The organism is Enterococcus sp. DIV0187, assembly GCF_051713785.1.
GTDB classification, from domain to species: Bacteria; Bacillota; Bacilli; order Lactobacillales; family Enterococcaceae; genus Enterococcus_A; species Enterococcus_A avium.
Genome location: NZ_JBIOQO010000001.1, coordinates 683,644 through 699,253, shown reverse-complemented (window position 1 = coordinate 699,253; position 15,610 = coordinate 683,644). Strand labels below are relative to the sequence as shown.

Annotated in this window: 13 protein-coding genes; 1 reads left to right on the top strand and 12 read right to left on the bottom strand. The window is 39.6% G+C overall.

What is annotated here, in order from left to right:
• Nucleotides 1-14: 14 nt before the first annotated feature.
• The 10 genes from IGI52_RS03410 to IGI52_RS03365 all read right to left on the bottom strand — a co-directional run bounded on the left by IGI52_RS03410 (nucleotide 15) and on the right by IGI52_RS03365 (nucleotide 11,249).
• The gene (locus IGI52_RS03410) at nucleotides 15-3,437 is read right to left on the bottom strand and encodes a pyruvate carboxylase (RefSeq protein WP_438780493.1); all 3,423 of its coding nucleotides are present in this window, start codon (nucleotides 3,435-3,437) and stop codon (nucleotides 15-17) included.
• Nucleotides 3,438-3,442: 5 nt separating this feature from the next.
• The gene (locus IGI52_RS03405) at nucleotides 3,443-4,633 is read right to left on the bottom strand and encodes an FtsW/RodA/SpoVE family cell cycle protein (RefSeq protein WP_016180308.1); all 1,191 of its coding nucleotides are present in this window, start codon (nucleotides 4,631-4,633) and stop codon (nucleotides 3,443-3,445) included.
• 3 nt (nucleotides 4,634-4,636) lie between these two features.
• Entirely contained in the window at nucleotides 4,637-4,939 is a 303-nt protein-coding gene (locus IGI52_RS03400; protein ID WP_016180309.1) for a DUF1507 family protein, read from the bottom strand.
• A gap of 426 nt (nucleotides 4,940-5,365) precedes the next feature.
• The gene (locus tag IGI52_RS03395; RefSeq protein WP_438780492.1) at nucleotides 5,366-6,043 is read right to left on the bottom strand and encodes a DUF2922 family protein; all 678 of its coding nucleotides are present in this window, start codon (nucleotides 6,041-6,043) and stop codon (nucleotides 5,366-5,368) included.
• A 63-nt stretch (nucleotides 6,044-6,106) separates the two neighbouring features.
• The gene (locus IGI52_RS03390; RefSeq protein ID WP_438780491.1) at nucleotides 6,107-6,490 is read right to left on the bottom strand and encodes a hypothetical protein; all 384 of its coding nucleotides are present in this window, start codon (nucleotides 6,488-6,490) and stop codon (nucleotides 6,107-6,109) included.
• 331 nt (nucleotides 6,491-6,821) lie between these two features.
• A complete protein-coding gene (gene typA, locus IGI52_RS03385) occupies nucleotides 6,822-8,663 on the bottom strand; it encodes a translational GTPase TypA (protein ID WP_016180312.1) in 1,842 nt (613 codons plus the stop codon).
• A 112-nt stretch (nucleotides 8,664-8,775) separates the two neighbouring features.
• On the bottom strand, nucleotides 8,776-9,540 hold the full coding sequence (locus tag IGI52_RS03380) for an inositol monophosphatase family protein (RefSeq protein WP_016180313.1): 765 nt from the start codon (nucleotides 9,538-9,540) through the stop codon (nucleotides 8,776-8,778).
• A gap of 10 nt (nucleotides 9,541-9,550) precedes the next feature.
• A complete protein-coding gene (locus IGI52_RS03375) occupies nucleotides 9,551-9,820 on the bottom strand; it encodes a UPF0223 family protein (protein ID WP_016180314.1) in 270 nt (89 codons plus the stop codon).
• Between the two features lie 78 nt (nucleotides 9,821-9,898).
• The gene (locus tag IGI52_RS03370; RefSeq protein WP_137439944.1) at nucleotides 9,899-10,096 is read right to left on the bottom strand and encodes a hypothetical protein; all 198 of its coding nucleotides are present in this window, start codon (nucleotides 10,094-10,096) and stop codon (nucleotides 9,899-9,901) included.
• A 292-nt stretch (nucleotides 10,097-10,388) separates the two neighbouring features.
• Entirely contained in the window at nucleotides 10,389-11,249 is an 861-nt protein-coding gene (locus IGI52_RS03365; protein ID WP_016180316.1) for an Rgg/GadR/MutR family transcriptional regulator, read from the bottom strand.
• A 274-nt stretch (nucleotides 11,250-11,523) separates the two neighbouring features.
• On the opposite strand from IGI52_RS03365, the gene IGI52_RS03360 reads away from it, so the two are divergent.
• Nucleotides 11,524-12,159, top strand: coding sequence for a GPP34 family phosphoprotein (locus IGI52_RS03360; RefSeq protein ID WP_016180317.1), 636 nt, complete (start codon nucleotides 11,524-11,526; stop codon nucleotides 12,157-12,159).
• 352 nt (nucleotides 12,160-12,511) lie between these two features.
• On the opposite strand, the gene lpdA is transcribed toward IGI52_RS03360, so the two are convergent.
• The gene (gene lpdA / locus IGI52_RS03355; protein ID WP_438780490.1) at nucleotides 12,512-13,918 is read right to left on the bottom strand and encodes a dihydrolipoyl dehydrogenase; all 1,407 of its coding nucleotides are present in this window, start codon (nucleotides 13,916-13,918) and stop codon (nucleotides 12,512-12,514) included.
• A gap of 7 nt (nucleotides 13,919-13,925) precedes the next feature.
• The gene (locus IGI52_RS03350; protein ID WP_127979045.1) at nucleotides 13,926-15,584 is read right to left on the bottom strand and encodes a dihydrolipoyllysine-residue acetyltransferase; all 1,659 of its coding nucleotides are present in this window, start codon (nucleotides 15,582-15,584) and stop codon (nucleotides 13,926-13,928) included.
• Nucleotides 15,585-15,610: the final 26 nt, after the last annotated feature.

The following is a 15,610-nucleotide window of genomic DNA, read 5'->3' as shown; positions in this document are numbered from 1 at the left end:
CTAATTGATACTGCTTATTTTTCTTTTACTTCAATTAATAAATCGCCGGAAGAAATGCTTTCGCCCTCTTCAACGTATAAATGTGATACCTCGCCTGCAAAACGTGCATCAATGGAAGTCTCCATCTTCATCGCTTCGGTAATCAGCAATGGTTGACCCTTCTCAACATGATCGCCTTTTTTCACTAAGACCTTCAAGACCGATCCGGTCATTGTCGCGCCGATTTGTTCACGATTTGTTGGTTCAACTTTACGTTTCGTTTGGACGGCACTCTTGATTGACGCATCCTTAACAAGAATTTCACGACGTTGACCGTTTAAGTTGAAGAAGAGTGTCCGATTTCCTTCTACATCTGCTTCTCCGATTTCATCTAAACGAATAATCAGTGTTTTCCCTTTTTCAATTTGAACATTGATTGTTTCACCAAGACGCATGCCAGTAAAGAACGTCGGTGTATCTAACAACGTAACATCTGCAAATTGTCCATAGGATTTTTGATAATCCAAGAAGACCTGCGGATACATTAGATAACTTAATACATCTGTCTTACTTGGCTCAAAGCCGATTAACTCTTGTAATTCTTGCTTCACTTTTTCAAAGTTCACAGGTTCAGCAAATTTTCCCGGGCGTTCTTGCATTGCTGGACGCCCTTGTAAAATGATGCGCTGCAGTTTTTCAGGGAAGCCGCCAACAGGTTGACCAAGTTCCCCTTGGAAGAAGCTGACAACTGACTCAGGATAACTTAACTCATCTCCATGATCATAGATATCTTCTTCTGTCAGCTCGTTTTGCACCATAAATAATGCCATGTCACCAACCACTTTGGAAGACGGCGTAACTTTTACAATATCACCAAACATCAAATTAACAGTTTGGTACATTTCTTTGATCTCATCCCATTTATCGCCTAAACCGACAGCTTTAGCTTGCTGTTGCAGATTTGAGTATTGTCCACCAGGCATTTCATGATTATAAACTTCTGTTTGAGCAGCCATAATACCATTTTCAAAGCTTGCATAGTAGGGACGAACGTCTTCCCAATAATGATTGATTTGACGAACGTTCTTTAAATTTAACTCAGGCGTACGATCTCCGTATTGCAGAGCGAAATACAAACTGCTCATACTTGGCTGACTGGTTGCTCCGCTCATCGCGCTGGTTGCAACGTCAACAACATCCACTCCCGCCTTAACAGCCGCAGAAAGTGTAATAAGTCCATTTCCAGAAGTATCATGTGTATGCAGATGAATCGGTAAATCAGTTGTTTCTTTCAGCTCACTGATTAAACGGAAGGCAGCCTGCGGTTTCAATAGACCAGCCATATCCTTGATTGCAATCATATGAGCACCGATTGATTCCAATTCCTTCGCCATACCTTTATAGTAGTCAACGTTATACTTCGTACGGTTAGGATCTAGGATATCACCCGTATAACAAATCGCTGCTTCAGCGATTTTGCCCGCATCCCGAACATATTGAATGCTTTTTTCCATTTGCGGAACCCAGTTTAAGCTATCAAAGATACGGAAAACATCTATGCCGTTATGAGCCGCTTCTTTAATAAATTCTTCTAATACATTGTCTGGATAATTAGAATAGCCGACTGCATTTGAGCCACGGAACAGCATTTGCAGCAATGTATTCGGCATTGCTTTACGTAATAATTTCAGACGCTTCCAAGGATCTTCCGTCAAGAAGCGATAAGCAACGTCAAAAGTCGCCCCGCCCCACATCTCGCTTGAGAACAATTCAGGAATACCTTCTCCCGTCGCTTGAGCTACATTTAGAAGGTCATGTGTACGAACTCGCGTAGCTAATAAGCTTTGATGGGCATCTCGGAAAGTTGTATCCGTTAATAAGACAGAATCTTGTTCTTTGACCCATTTAGCAACTGCTTCTGGACCAGATTGATCCAAGATATTTTTCGCAGTAACGATTTCTCTTTTCTCAATTTTTGGTGCCCGTGGTGTTTCAAAATAGCGTTTTTCTTGTTTTTCGATTCCAGGAAACCCGTTAACTGTAATTTCAGAAATATAGCGCATCGTTTTATTTCCACGGTCACGAACGCGTGGAAACTCAAATAATTCAGGCGTATTATCAATAAAGGTCGTCTTCGCGTCACCACTTTGAAAAACAGGATGGCTAATCACATTGTGCATGAAAGGAATATTGGTCTTCACTCCACGAATCCGGAACTCAATTAAACAACGTTGCATTTTTTCGATTGCTTGATCGAAGTTCAAGGCATGGGTACATACTTTTACTAATAAAGAATCAAAGTATGGCGTCACTGTTGCTCCAGCATAGGCATTTCCCACGTCTAAACGCACTCCAAAACCACCTGGTGAGCGATACGTATCAATTTTCCCAGTATCCGGCATAAAGCCATTCAAAGGATCTTCAGTCGTCACACGACATTGGATCGCCGCACCAGACATTTGGACATCCTCTTGTTTAGGCAAGCCGATTTCTTTATGCAAGTCTTTCCCTTGTGCGATCATCAATTGCGAAGTAACGATATCCACTCCGGTAATTAATTCAGTAATCGTATGTTCAACTTGGACCCGCGGATTTACTTCAATAAAGTAGAAGTTATCGCCTTCAACTAAGAATTCAACCGTTCCAGCATTGACATAGCCAACGTGCTTCATTAATTGAACAGCCGCTTGGCAGATTTTTTCTCGCTGTTCGGTGTTCAAGGAGATACATGGTGCTACTTCGACAACCTTTTGATGACGGCGTTGTACCGAGCAATCACGTTCAAATAAATGCAAAACATTTCCATGAGTATCCCCTAAAATTTGAACTTCAATATGTTTAGGATTGGCAACATATTTTTCAACGTAGATTTCATCATTCCCAAAAGCTGCTTTCGCTTCACTTTTAGCACGATCATAGCCTTCGCGAGCCTCTTTTTCATCATGAGCCACGCGCATCCCGCGACCACCGCCGCCTAGCGCTGCCTTGATCATGATCGGATAACCATGTGATTCAGCAAATTCCAAGACGCCCTCAATCGTGTCCACCGGACCATCAGAACCAGGAATTGACGGAATTCCAGCCTCTAATGCAGCCGTCTTCGCTTTGATTTTATCGCCGAAAATATCTAAATGATGCAACTCAGGACCAACAAAAATAAGTCCCTCCTCACGACAACGTTTCGCGAACTCCAAGTTTTCTGAAAGGAAGCCATAGCCTGGGTGAATGGCATCCACCTTTGCTTCTTTCGCTACTCGGATAATATCCTCAATATCTAGATAAGCATCAATCGGTTTTTTCCCTTTACCGACTAAATATGCCTCATCTGATTTAAAGCGATGGACCGAATATTGATCCTCTTCTGCGAAGATCGCCACCGTTTTAATGTTTAATTCGCTACACGCGCGAAAGACCCGCGTTGCAATTTCTCCTCTATTTGCTACCAATACCTTTTTCATGCACTTCACTCCTGACTTTTTAAGTATTCATACTCGATCGCAAGCTTCGTTCGTTTTTCATCCGCACTGATATTCAATGCAAATGCTACGCCCACTGACAACACGAGTAAGCTATTTCCTCCTTGACTCAAAAACGGGAACGTGATCCCAGTCAAAGGAATAATTCCCAAAATACCACCAAGATTAATAAAAACTTGTAATAACAACAAACTTCCAATTCCAATACAAATCAAAGAATTGAAAGGCTTCTTCGAACGAATTCCAACCAAGTAAATTCGTGCGATCATAAAAATCAAAATTGCTAATATAACAAAAGCGCCGATCAAACCAACTTCTTCTATTACAATAGAAAAGATAAAGTCAGTATGAGCTTCACTTAAAAAACCTTTTTTCTCAATACTATTACCAAGACCACGGCCAAACCAACCACCATTAAACATCGCATAATAGCCGTTGACCATTTGATGACCGGTATCCAACTCGAATTTGAATGGATTTTTGAAGCTTTCAAATCGACTGGCAATGTATTTTAATTTCCCAGGAAGAACCTTATCACCAAAATGAGTTAAAAATTCGATGACTAGAAAACTTCCGGTAATCCCAACACCACCAATAATTAAGCTGTAAACCCAGTTGACTCCACTGGCTAATAACAAAATCAAGGCCAATAAAGTGATGATAGCTGCATTCCCCATATCGGGTTGAATAGCTACTAAAAAGATCATAGCAAAAACTAAGATCAATGGGCGTTTCATATCATTGATGAAATTGTCTTGAATCGTTTCCTGACGCTTCGATAAAATATATGAAAGATACCAAATGACCATGATCTTCAAGTATTCAGCTGGCTGCATAGTGAAGCCCCCGATATCGATCCAGCCTTTGGCCCCATTTCGTTCATCACCAAAAAAAAGAACGACAATCAGTAATATAAAGATCAAATACGTAACAAAAATGATCAGCTGCTGACTTTTCAGCACGTCTGTCTTCATCTTGTACATCAAACTAATCACAACTAAACTTAATACCCAGAAAATCCCTTGGTTCATTACCAGACTTGTCGGGTTCGCATTATTCGTAATCAATAAATAGGAAGTTGAACTATAAACAAAAATCAAACCGATCACAGTCAAAATTAAATAAGGTATCAAAATACTATAGTCTAAAAAATGACGTTTCTTTATCTTCTTAGGCAAGAGTTAAGCCTCCCAGCCGGCATCCGTCATATCTTGACGATTCTCGTACAATTCCGTATATAAACGATTCAGCTCTGCTTCCAATTCACTAAGCATCTTCTGTCCTTCTCCTCGCTTTAATATACCAACCTTTTCAGCAAAGAAGACCTGACGGGAAAAGCCATACATTTGTGTATCAACGACTTCCTCGAAGGCTTTACATTGAGAGATACAAAGGCTATTTGTTTGATTGCGAATCAACAATTTGATTCGGTCAGCATCCTCTTGTAATACTTTAATGGCAAAATCAGAAGAAATATTTTCCATTTTGCTTCCCTCCTATCTTGATTCAACATTATAACATAGAAAAATTTTAAAAAGGAAAAAAATAAGTGAGACTAAGCTTTTTCTAAACTCTTTGTTCGGATTTTGAGTTTTACACAGCCAATCTAATATTACATAAAGATTACAAACTAAAAACTTAAGCGAAAAACGCGAAAAATCAATTCTTTTTTGTTTTCCTCTTGTGAAACAAATAAGCAATATGAAACATAACAGTTTTTTATCATTTTACCCGTTCATATTTTCTTAGTAGGATTAAAAAAAATTCTCAATTATTTCTTTCGGAAGCTTGATTCTCCACGACAAATAGCCCGCTGGTTAGCAGGCTAAAAATTCTATTTGTATGAAAAGATGCAAGTTATCATCCACCTCATACCAACGTTGGATTTTTTGATGAGCTGAACACAATGATTACTCTCGTTTACGGATTCGCTCGAGTAACCGCTTTCGTTTTTTCTTAGGTTTTGCAGGTGGAGATTCCTTGTTCACCGCAGCGACGATCGTTTCCTGTGGAGCCTCTTTCGTACGTTTTCCGGTGACAATCAGCTTCGCTGGGACGGATTGATCGTCTGCCTCGATAGTCAATGGTTCGATTCCCGCGGGAAAACACGCATTGATCAGCATGAATGCTTGACTCTCATTTAAATCCCACGAATGGTAGCCACTTGGCAGCTCAATTGTTTGGACGAAGCGATTCGGCTGCGGCCATTCTTCGGTAATGGTTAAATCCTCCGGAATCCGAATCGTTTCCGGAACTTCTCGATTATTATCAGGTGTCTTCGCCTGTTTTATTGGTTCTTCCATTGTTTGGACAGCTGCTGTTTGGTCCGTTTGAGACTGTGCTGATTTTTTGGCAGCTTTTCCATCATTAAAAATGGTTCTTTCTGTTTTTTTGATGATTTTGGCATGGCGGACTTCCTGAAATAATTCAACGCCATTTTTTTCAAATAGTTTTAGTTTCGTCAATTTTGTTAATGAAGCTTTGATCTCTTCTGCTGATTTGGATAAATCAACATCCTTTATGCGCAGTCGATGGGATTTGCCATCGCTTTTGCCGAATTCTGCTGCTAATGTATAGGTTGTTTGCATGTTTTTAGTCCTTTCTAGTTTCTTTCATCTCGCTATTTTCTCCATTTTCTCCGCAAGTTCTCGTCATGAGCCGACCAATCCTGCCAAAGGTTCTTTAATAAATTGTGTAAACAAGGTCTTCAGCTTTTCCACAACATAGGTCTTTGCTGGAAACAATTTGATTTCTAATAAGCGCCATTCCTTCTTCTCGAAGTATTCTGTAAAAAACAGATAGTAGCGGCGCAGTGAACGATTCGAACGTGTCCGCATAAAAATGTGACACACAAGATCGGCTAGTACAAAAGCGAAATCCGCCTCTGTTAATTCTTCTCGTACTTGAAGCGCTATCAAACATTCGAGCGCGCCATCGCCATCATTCGTGTCACGATAATACTGACTAATACGTTTTTCTAAATTCTTACGTGTTAAAGTGAATAGCTGAGACTCACTTAAGCCATAATTTTTCATTGATTTATCTCCTTTTTCAAAATAATACTTGTAACTCCTTTTTTAACCCACTAAATCCGAATCTGGTGACACCCAATCACCAACTTGAAACCCAAAACAATGCTTTTTTGTCCCTGAGCAAAACATAATCCTTTTTTGAAATTCTTTCAATATCAACTTTTTTTGAAAAATATAGAAATAATCCCACTTTAAGATGATTTATTAAGTTTTTGTTTTCAAAACACTTAAACACTAGCGTTTAAAACCTATCTATGACCATTTCGACTCTCTAAAATAACGAGTTTTTAACAAAAAAAGACCACGCTAAAAAGCGCAGCCTTCAATCATTTACTTATTCAACAGCTAATTTACGTTTCTTCGCTGCTTTTTCACGTTCAGATTTGTTTAGAATTTGTTTACGTAGACGAATCGTTTCTGGTGTGATTTCACAGTATTCATCATCATTCAAGAATTCTAAAGATTCTTCCAATGTTAAGATACGTGGCTTTTTAATGACTGACGTTTGGTCCTTCGTTGCTGAACGAACGTTTGTCATTTGTTTAGCTTTCGTGATATTTACGCCTAGGTCTTTATCACGGCTGTTTTCGCCGACGATCATACCTTCATAAATTTCAGTACCAGGTTCAACGAAGACCGTTCCGCGTTCTTCGACACTCATGATTGAGTACATCGTTGCTTTTCCGTTATCTACAGAAACTAATGCACCGTTACGACGACCACCGATAACGCCTTGAATCAAGGGTAAATATTGATCAAAGGTATGGTTCATAATACCGTAGCCACGAGTCATTGATAAGAATTCTGTTGTAAATCCGATCAAACCGCGAGCTGGAGCTAAGAAAACTAAACGAACTTGACCATTTCCTGAATGAATCATGTCTTGCATTTCTGCTTTACGTTGACCAAGAGCTTCGATTACGCTGCCCATGTATTCTTCTGGAGTATCAATTTGAACTCGTTCAAATGGTTCGCATTTCACACCATCAACAACTCTTTCGATTACCTCTGGACGTGAAACCTGTAATTCGTACCCTTCACGACGCATGTTTTCGATCAGAATTGACAAGTGCAATTCACCACGACCTGAAACAGTCCACGCATCTGGTGAATCAGTGTTTTCAACCCGCAATGAAACGTCTGTGTGTAGTTCTGACATCAAGCGTTCTTCGATTTTACGAGACGTTACATATTTCCCCTCACGTCCGGCAAACGGTGAATTATTCACTAAGAAAGTCATTTGTAATGTTGGTTCATCAATATGCAAGATTGGTAATGCTTCTTGATGGTCAACAGGTGTCACTGTTTCCCCGACGAAGATATCCTCCATCCCAGAAACAGCAATCAAATCGCCAGCCTTTGCTTCTTGGACTTCTAAACGTTGCAAACCAAAGAAACCAAAGATTTTCGTTACACGGAAATTTTTAATCGAACCGTCAAGCTTCATAACCGAAACTTGGTCGCCAACCTTCATTTTTCCGCGGAAAATACGACCGATACCGATACGGCCTACATAATCATTATAATCTAGTAGAGAAACTTGGAATTGCAATGGCTCATCGCTGTTGTCAACGGGAGCAGGAATTTTTTCAATAATGGTATCGAATACAGGAGCCATTGTTGGTTCTTGTTCTTCAGGATTATCTGATAAGCTAGAAGTTCCGTTGATTGCTGAAGCATAGATTACTGGAAAATCTAATTGATCATCGTCTGCACCTAATTCGATAAATAATTCTAACACTTCATCGACAACTTCTTCTGGACGAGCAGATGGTTTATCGATTTTATTCACCACAACAATTGGTGTCAAATGTTGTTCTAACGCTTTTTTCAATACAAAACGTGTTTGCGGCATTGTGCCTTCATAAGCATCTACAACTAACAATACACCATCAACCATTTTCATGATACGTTCTACTTCTCCACCAAAATCGGCGTGTCCAGGTGTATCCATGATGTTGATTTTGTAGTCTTTGTAGTTTACAGCTGTATTTTTCGCTAAGATCGTGATTCCACGTTCTTTTTCTAATGCATTTGAATCCATTGCCCGTTCTTGTAAGTTAACGTGGCTATCAAGGGTATCTGATTGTTTAAGCATTTCATCAACTAGTGTTGTTTTACCATGGTCGACGTGGGCGATAATTGCCACGTTGCGGATATCTTCTCTGTAATTCAATTTTAATTGCTCCTTTTCTTGTAACGCGAGACTCACTCGATTGACAATTATAACAGAAAATCATTAAGAGTGTTAGTAAAACATTTTCATTTTTTCAGAAAAAGTCTTTTTCTTAATTTTTCTCTTCATCAAACGCTTGAATTTCCTGCATCGCCGCTTGCGTAGCACCGATAAAGAACTCACGACCTTTGAAGCTTAATGGCTTTTGGTCTGCTCCGCATGTCAGCATTCCCAATAGCTCCATCATGATTTTACCCGCCGCATAATCCCATGGACTCAAAGAACTGACATAGCCGATCTGAGTTCCTTTTAAAATCGCGATAAAATCTAATCCCGCGCATCCTAAGACCCGTACTCCCATGGATTGATTTCCGATTTCCTGTGCATGATAGATATTTTTACGATACAGAGCTAGATTCATGCCAAGCAGACCTTGATTTAAGGATTTGTTCTCTGGCGCAGAAAGCTCTTCATTATTATAGAAGACTTTTCCTACCTTTGGACCGCCCCAAAAAAGCTCATCTCTCATGACATCATAGATAAAGCCTAGCTGTCCGACACCTTCTTCGTAAACCGCGATCATGATACAGAAATTTTCTTGCTGCATCACAAAGTTCAACGTTCCGTCAATCGGATCAATAACGAACACCCGGCCATGGTCGATCGGAGTCTCATCCTGACCATTTTCCTCACCTAAAATTTTTGCTTCTGGATCAAAGGCCTTGATTTTGCTGACGATAAAATCCTGCGTCTCCTTATCAACGTTCGTAACTAGATCAGTACGTCCGCTTTTTTGATCAACCTTTAAGGCATCGCCTAATCCCGCCTTAATTCTTTCTGCTGCTTCATAAATCCAGCTAATGATTTCTTGTTCCATTTTAGTCCTCCTACATCTTAAATCGTTTAGTTGTCGCAGCTTTCGCCTTTTGTAATGTTCGATATAAAGAATAACCACTGACTTCTTGGAATTCGCGCCCGATCCGCTTTTCCTCACCGATACTTTTTATAACTGTTTTGAATTTTTTATATCCAGTCAAAAAAGCTTCTGTCTCAATACCAGATTCATTCGCTGCTTCAACAAGATTCAGAAAATTGATGACTGTCACAATCTCCTCGTGTGTCCAATCCTCATCAATTGGGTAACCATAATTTGCCATTGATTCACACTCCATTCGGAAATAGTTTACCATAGAAAATCAAAAGCTTTTATTTAAAGCTTCTCTGAAACGAATTTCTTATAAAGAGATAATCTTATCTTCTTCAGCAATTTCTCTTAAAACACTCCAAGGATTTACAACCGCAATAACATTTTCTGGAATATTTTTAGTCACGACACTCCCTGAGCCGATGATCGTATTTTTACCAAACGTGACATTCGCACCTATCCAAACATTGTCTTCAATCACGACTTTTTTGGAATAGCTCCCTGTCATTCGTTCTTCTGGATGATCGCATGATATAATCGCATGATTTCCTGCACATGGTCCAAAAAGAATATCATCACCAATATAAATCTCACCGTCATCTAATAAAATACAATTAAAAAAACGCGAAGAAACGAGCCTGATATGAATGTTTTTATCAAACTTGCAACGAAAATCGGGTTCAAAATAATTTCTCCTGATTTTGAAGCGCTGAAGCCAAGTGAATTATTCATCTTTTAACTCCATTCTTTAAAACATATTTTTGCTGAGATAATTTAACTGATATCCTTATACATCATTATTATGCTTCTTTAACCTTTGCAAGCGTTGACTGATAAAGAATATTTAGTCGATTACCGTAATTCACATAACCACAATCTTCTACAAAAATGTCGATAATCCGTTCACATTGCCGCTGTCCTTTGGGGTTCTTCTTTTTAACCAGCAGCAAACCATAAACAAACTTCGCGTATAAATCATGGTGAATATACTTTAAATCACGATTCGGCGTTATTTTTTCCATATATTCTGAAAGAATTTTTTCCGCCTGATCCAAATAATTCTCCTCAATCAAATAACGTGTTAGATGAAGCAGGGCATCATAACGCCACTTTCGCATTTCAAAGCTGCCGTCATACTGCTTGACTAAGCGCCTGGTATAAAAATAAGCTTCCTCTGGTTTAAAAAGATCCCCGTTATAGGTAATCAAAAAGAACTCGAACTTCCCCCAGGTTTCGGTTTCCCTCAAATAGTCAGCGATCGGTGCTAAATCAACTGTATAACTAGGCAAGAATATATAATTGTAAAATCGTTTTCCAATAAGTGCAGCAAAAAGAAATCGTTCTTCGTTAGTTTGCCGATACAATTTTTCTTGATTTTCCACGAATTTTTTTAATAAAAAAGAATTTCCGGCATGATAAGCTTGATCAATCTCTTCCTCGATTTTATACAACCAAACATCCATGCTATCGTCAATTTCAAAAACAAACTCATCGAACGTTATATTTAACCGACCTAATAATTGAAGCAAATTAGAAAATCGAATATCTCCATTTTCCCGTTCGTATTTTCGTAAAAATTGCGGCGTCACGATTCCCTCGGAAGTGTTCATAATCGATTGATTTTTCTTTTCTCGAAATTCTTGAAAAAATTTTCCCGTCACTATTTTTCATCCTCCTTTGTCAGATTCGCGTCAATGAATGGATATAAAAAATTCTATTATCTAAATCATTCTCCCTTTTACCGACGCGCTAAAGCAATGAAGTTGACAATTCAGCAGCTCATAAAATTAGTTGAACGAAACAATTGTTTCTACCACCTTAGAATACCATGAAAAAACAACAAGAAAATAAAATTATCGAAAAGATTGTTTCTAAAAAGGCGGATTTTTTCACGAACAGTTATACTTTAGTCAAACGAATAAAGGAGCAAATAAAATGAACAACCTTAGTTTATCTCAACAGTATCTGCTTTTTACCATGAATCGCCAAGGAAAAATCTCTTCACTCAATTACTACGTTGGTATGTGCCTCGTTATGGCAGGTCTTCTGGATCTGCAAAAAGCGAATGTACTCGAATTAAATAATAAGGAAGTGATTCTCCTATCAAATGAGCTGCCTGAAGATTTACAATACCTCGACTGCCTTTTGGAAAAAATCACGGGACTAAAAAAGAAACGCATCGAAGCTATTGCCAATGCGTACGGTACGACATTCTTTGAAAAAGATATCAAACAATTAGTTTCCCAGATCCGTGATTCACTTATTGAAGCCGAAGAAGTGTCAATAAAAAAAGATTCGCATGCACTTGCCTATATCGCTAAAGAAGAAACAGTCGCAAAATTGGTCTTTCGTTTAGAAAACATGAATCCATTGGATCGTGACGGATTAACCTTAGCTATTTTGCTTAAAAAATCGAGCATCTTGAAGAAGTACATTGAAAAAGAAAATCGAAAAATACTTGAGGCAAAAATTAGAGAAGCCAAAAATGAGCCTGTTTCGAAACAAACCAACACAATGATCTCTCAGCTTGATTGGCTAGTGGGGGCAATGGCTACAATAACCATTGTTTAAATGAGGGAAATAAAATCAGCTTAATTATTTTATAGGTCACTTCAGACAATTCTGCTTAACAGTTTTTCCAATAATTCAGTCTAAACTTCAGGAAGAAATATAGTCTTAAATAGGCTATAAAAAAGGAGCTGTGACAAAAGACTTGTCATAACTCCTTTTTCCGAATAAACGGTGTTCCAGAGGTAGCTTCTTCTACGCAAGCTCCGCATACAGTTACTGCTAAGTTTCACTAAGCAGAACTAGCATTCGGAAATAAGCCGGAATTTCACTAAAATTTGAGAAACAATTTTCAGAAATTCCTTCTTATTTCTTGAAGCTGACCACTTCTGTCACAACCTCTTTGTTTTAACGTTTAAATGTGGATTGGTAAGCCTAATGCTAATTCTGATGCGTCCATCACGATTTCGCCTAATGATGGATGCGGATGAATCGTCAATGCGATATCTTCTGCATTCATACCAGATTCAATCGCTAAAGCAAGTTCTGAAACCATATCACTTGCTCCAACACCAGCGATTTGACCACCAATGATAACATTGTCTTCCACGGTAGTTACTAAACGAATGAAGCCTTCTGTCTTGCCTAATGACAAGGCGCGACCGTTACCAGAGAATGGGAATTTGAAGGCTTTCGCTTCAAGTCCTGCTTCTTTGGCTTCTTTAATTGTCATTCCTACTGTAGCCAATTCTGGATCAGTAAACGCTACAGCGGGCATTGCTTTATAATCAACGGCTACTTTCTTGCCTGAAATGGCTTCAGCCGCAATTTTTGCTTCATAGCTGGCTTTATGAGCTAAAGCTGCACCAGGAACGATGTCGCCGATTGCGTAGATGCTTGGTACGTTTGTGCGACCTTGTTTGTCTACCTTGATCAAACCACGGTCAGTCATTTCGACACCTGCTTGTTCTAAGCCCATGTCATTCGTATTTGGACGACGGCCTACAGTTACCATCACGTAATCTGCATCGACACTTTCTTCCTTGCCATCAACTTCATAACGAACGGTTACGCTGTCGCCGTTATCAACCGCTTCGCGAGCCATCGCAGAGGTAACCGCTTTAATACCCTTTTCTTTAAAATCTTTCTCAACAAGCTGCACCATGTCTTTTTCGTAGGTCGGTAAAATCTGTGCCGTCCCTTCGATAATCGTCACTTCAGCGCCTAAATTAGCATAAGCTCCGCCTAATTCGGCACCAATTACACCACCGCCGATGATGACTAATTTTTCCGGTACTTCTTCTAAAGCCAATCCGCCAGTAGAATCAATCACACGTCCGCCAAATTTGAAGCCTGGAATCTCAATTGGACGAGATCCCGTCGCTACGATGGCATTGTTGAAAGAATACGTTTGGGCTGAATCTGGATGAATCACACGCAAGTTTTTATCATCAACAAAGAAAGCTTCCCCTTCAATGATTTCTACTTTGTGTTTTTTCAACAAGAATTTAACACCTGACGTTAACTTATTAACCACGCCGTTTTCTTTCCACTCTTGGGTTTTCGCAAAGTCTAGCTTTACATTTTCACTAGTTACACCAAACATGGAGGAATCTAGTGAATCTTGATAATGATGACCAGCAGAAATCAATGCTTTTGAAGGAACACAGCCGACATTTAAACAAACGCCGCCGATGTATTCCCGCTCAATGATCGCTACCTTTTGTCCCATTTCTGCGGCACGGATGGCGGCAACATAGCCGCCAGGTCCAGCACCGATTACAACTGTATCTAATTCAATGGCAAAATCTCCAACTACCATGATTTTATCATCCTTCCATTAATAGTAATTCTGGATCAGCTAATAAACGTTTAATATTGTTCATCGCTTTTTGTGCTGTCGCCCCATCGACGATACGATGATCGAAGCTTAATGAAAGTTTCATTACACGACCAACCGCTAATTCGCCTTCATCGTTCACGATTGGCTGTTGCGCAATCGTTCCAACACCAAGAATGGCAACTTCAGGGTAGTTGATTACTGGAGTGAACCAGCCGCCGCCAACGGAACCGATATTAGAAATCGTGATTGTTCCATTACGCATGTCATCTGCAGCCAATTTTCCATCATGAGCCAAAGCAGCTTTTTCATTGATTTCATCGGCGATCTTGAACATGCCTTTTGTATCAGCATTTTTAACGTTTGGTACGTACAAGCCATGATCTGTATCCGTTGCGATACCGATGTTATAGTAATTTTTATACACAATTTCTTGCGCAGCATCATCAATTGATGCATTCAAGACTGGGTATTTTTTGACTGTTGCAGTCAATGCTTTAACCACATATGGCAAGAAGGTTAATTTCGTACCATTGTCCAAAGCCACTTGTTTGAACTTCTTACGATGATCCCAAAGTTTAGACACTTCAACTTCATCATGCAAGGTTACATGTGGTGCCGTATGTTTGCTATTTACCATTGCTTTAGCAATTGCTTTACGTGTTGGTGTCATCTTCTCACGAGTTTCCATTTCGCCCATGTTAGAAGTAAATGGTTGCGCAGGTTTTTCTGTTTTTGCGGCTGGAGCACTTGCAGTGGACGCTGCTGTATCAGTTGATTGAGCTTCTGATTTCGCTGGTGCTGCTTGTCCTCCACCTGAAACGAATGTGTCAATATCTTCTTTGGTAATACGTCCGCCTTTACCTGTAGCAGTTACTTGTGTGATGTCGACATCCTTTTCACGTGCATATTGACGAACAGATGGCATCGCCAATACGCGCTTGTCTGGATTGCTTGCTTCAACAACTGAAGAATCCGCTTTTGCTTCTGTTTTTGCTGCCTCTGCTGGTGCAGAGGATTCACTTGAAGATGCGCTAGAATCATTGTGCCCAGGTGCATCGATTTCTACTAAGACATCGCCAACATTTGCTACTGTTCCTTCGTCTACGATGATCTTTTTGATTGTTCCTGTTACAGGTGATGGAATTTCTTCCACTGATTTATCATTTTGTACTTCTAGTAACGTGTCGTCTTCTTCGATCTTGTCCCCAGACTTCACGAACCACTTAACGATTTCGCCTTCTGCAATACCTTCACCAATATCTGGCAATTTGAATTGGTAGACTCCGCCGCCAGCATTGGAACTGTCGCTTTCAGCTTTATCGCTGTCAGTAGTTGGTTCAGCCGCCGGAGCAGCAGGTGTTTGTGATTCAGCAGCTACACCTGAATCACCTTCATTATCTTCATGTCCTGGTGCATCAATTTCAACGAGAACATCGCCAACATTTGCTACTGTTCCTTCGTCTACGATAATTTTTTTGATTGTTCCTGTTACAGGTGATGGAATTTCTTCCACTGATTTATCATTTTGTACTTCTAGTAAAGTATCATCTTCGTTAATTGTGTCGCCAGCTTTGACAAACCATTTAACGATCTCACCTTCTGCAATGCCTTCACCGATGTCGGGCAATTTAAATTGGTAAGCCATGTTTTTTCGCTCCTTATACTAATGTA

Excerpts from the sequence above, each read along its gene's own strand:
- IGI52_RS03395 (WP_438780492.1), bottom strand. The coding sequence starts at position 6,043 with ATGCAAACAACCTATACATTAGCAGCAGAATTCGGCAAAAGCGATGGC.
- IGI52_RS03390 (WP_438780491.1), bottom strand. The coding sequence starts at position 6,490 with ATGAAAAATTATGGCTTAAGTGAGTCTCAGCTATTCACTTTAACACGT.
- IGI52_RS03375 (WP_016180314.1), bottom strand. The coding sequence starts at position 9,820 with ATGGCAAATTATGGTTACCCAATTGATGAGGATTGGACACACGAGGAG.
- IGI52_RS03400 (WP_016180309.1), bottom strand. The coding sequence starts at position 4,939 with ATGGAAAATATTTCTTCTGATTTTGCCATTAAAGTATTACAAGAGGAT.
- IGI52_RS03370 (WP_137439944.1), bottom strand. The coding sequence starts at position 10,096 with ATGACAGGGAGCTATTCCAAAAAAGTCGTGATTGAAGACAATGTTTGG.
- IGI52_RS03360 (WP_016180317.1), top strand. The coding sequence starts at position 11,524 with ATGAACAACCTTAGTTTATCTCAACAGTATCTGCTTTTTACCATGAAT.
- IGI52_RS03380 (WP_016180313.1), bottom strand. The coding sequence starts at position 9,540 with ATGGAACAAGAAATCATTAGCTGGATTTATGAAGCAGCAGAAAGAATT.
- IGI52_RS03350 (WP_127979045.1), bottom strand. The coding sequence starts at position 15,584 with ATGGCTTACCAATTTAAATTGCCCGACATCGGTGAAGGCATTGCAGAA.
- IGI52_RS03410 (WP_438780493.1), bottom strand. The coding sequence starts at position 3,437 with ATGAAAAAGGTATTGGTAGCAAATAGAGGAGAAATTGCAACGCGGGTC.
- lpdA (WP_438780490.1), bottom strand. The coding sequence starts at position 13,918 with ATGGTAGTTGGAGATTTTGCCATTGAATTAGATACAGTTGTAATCGGT.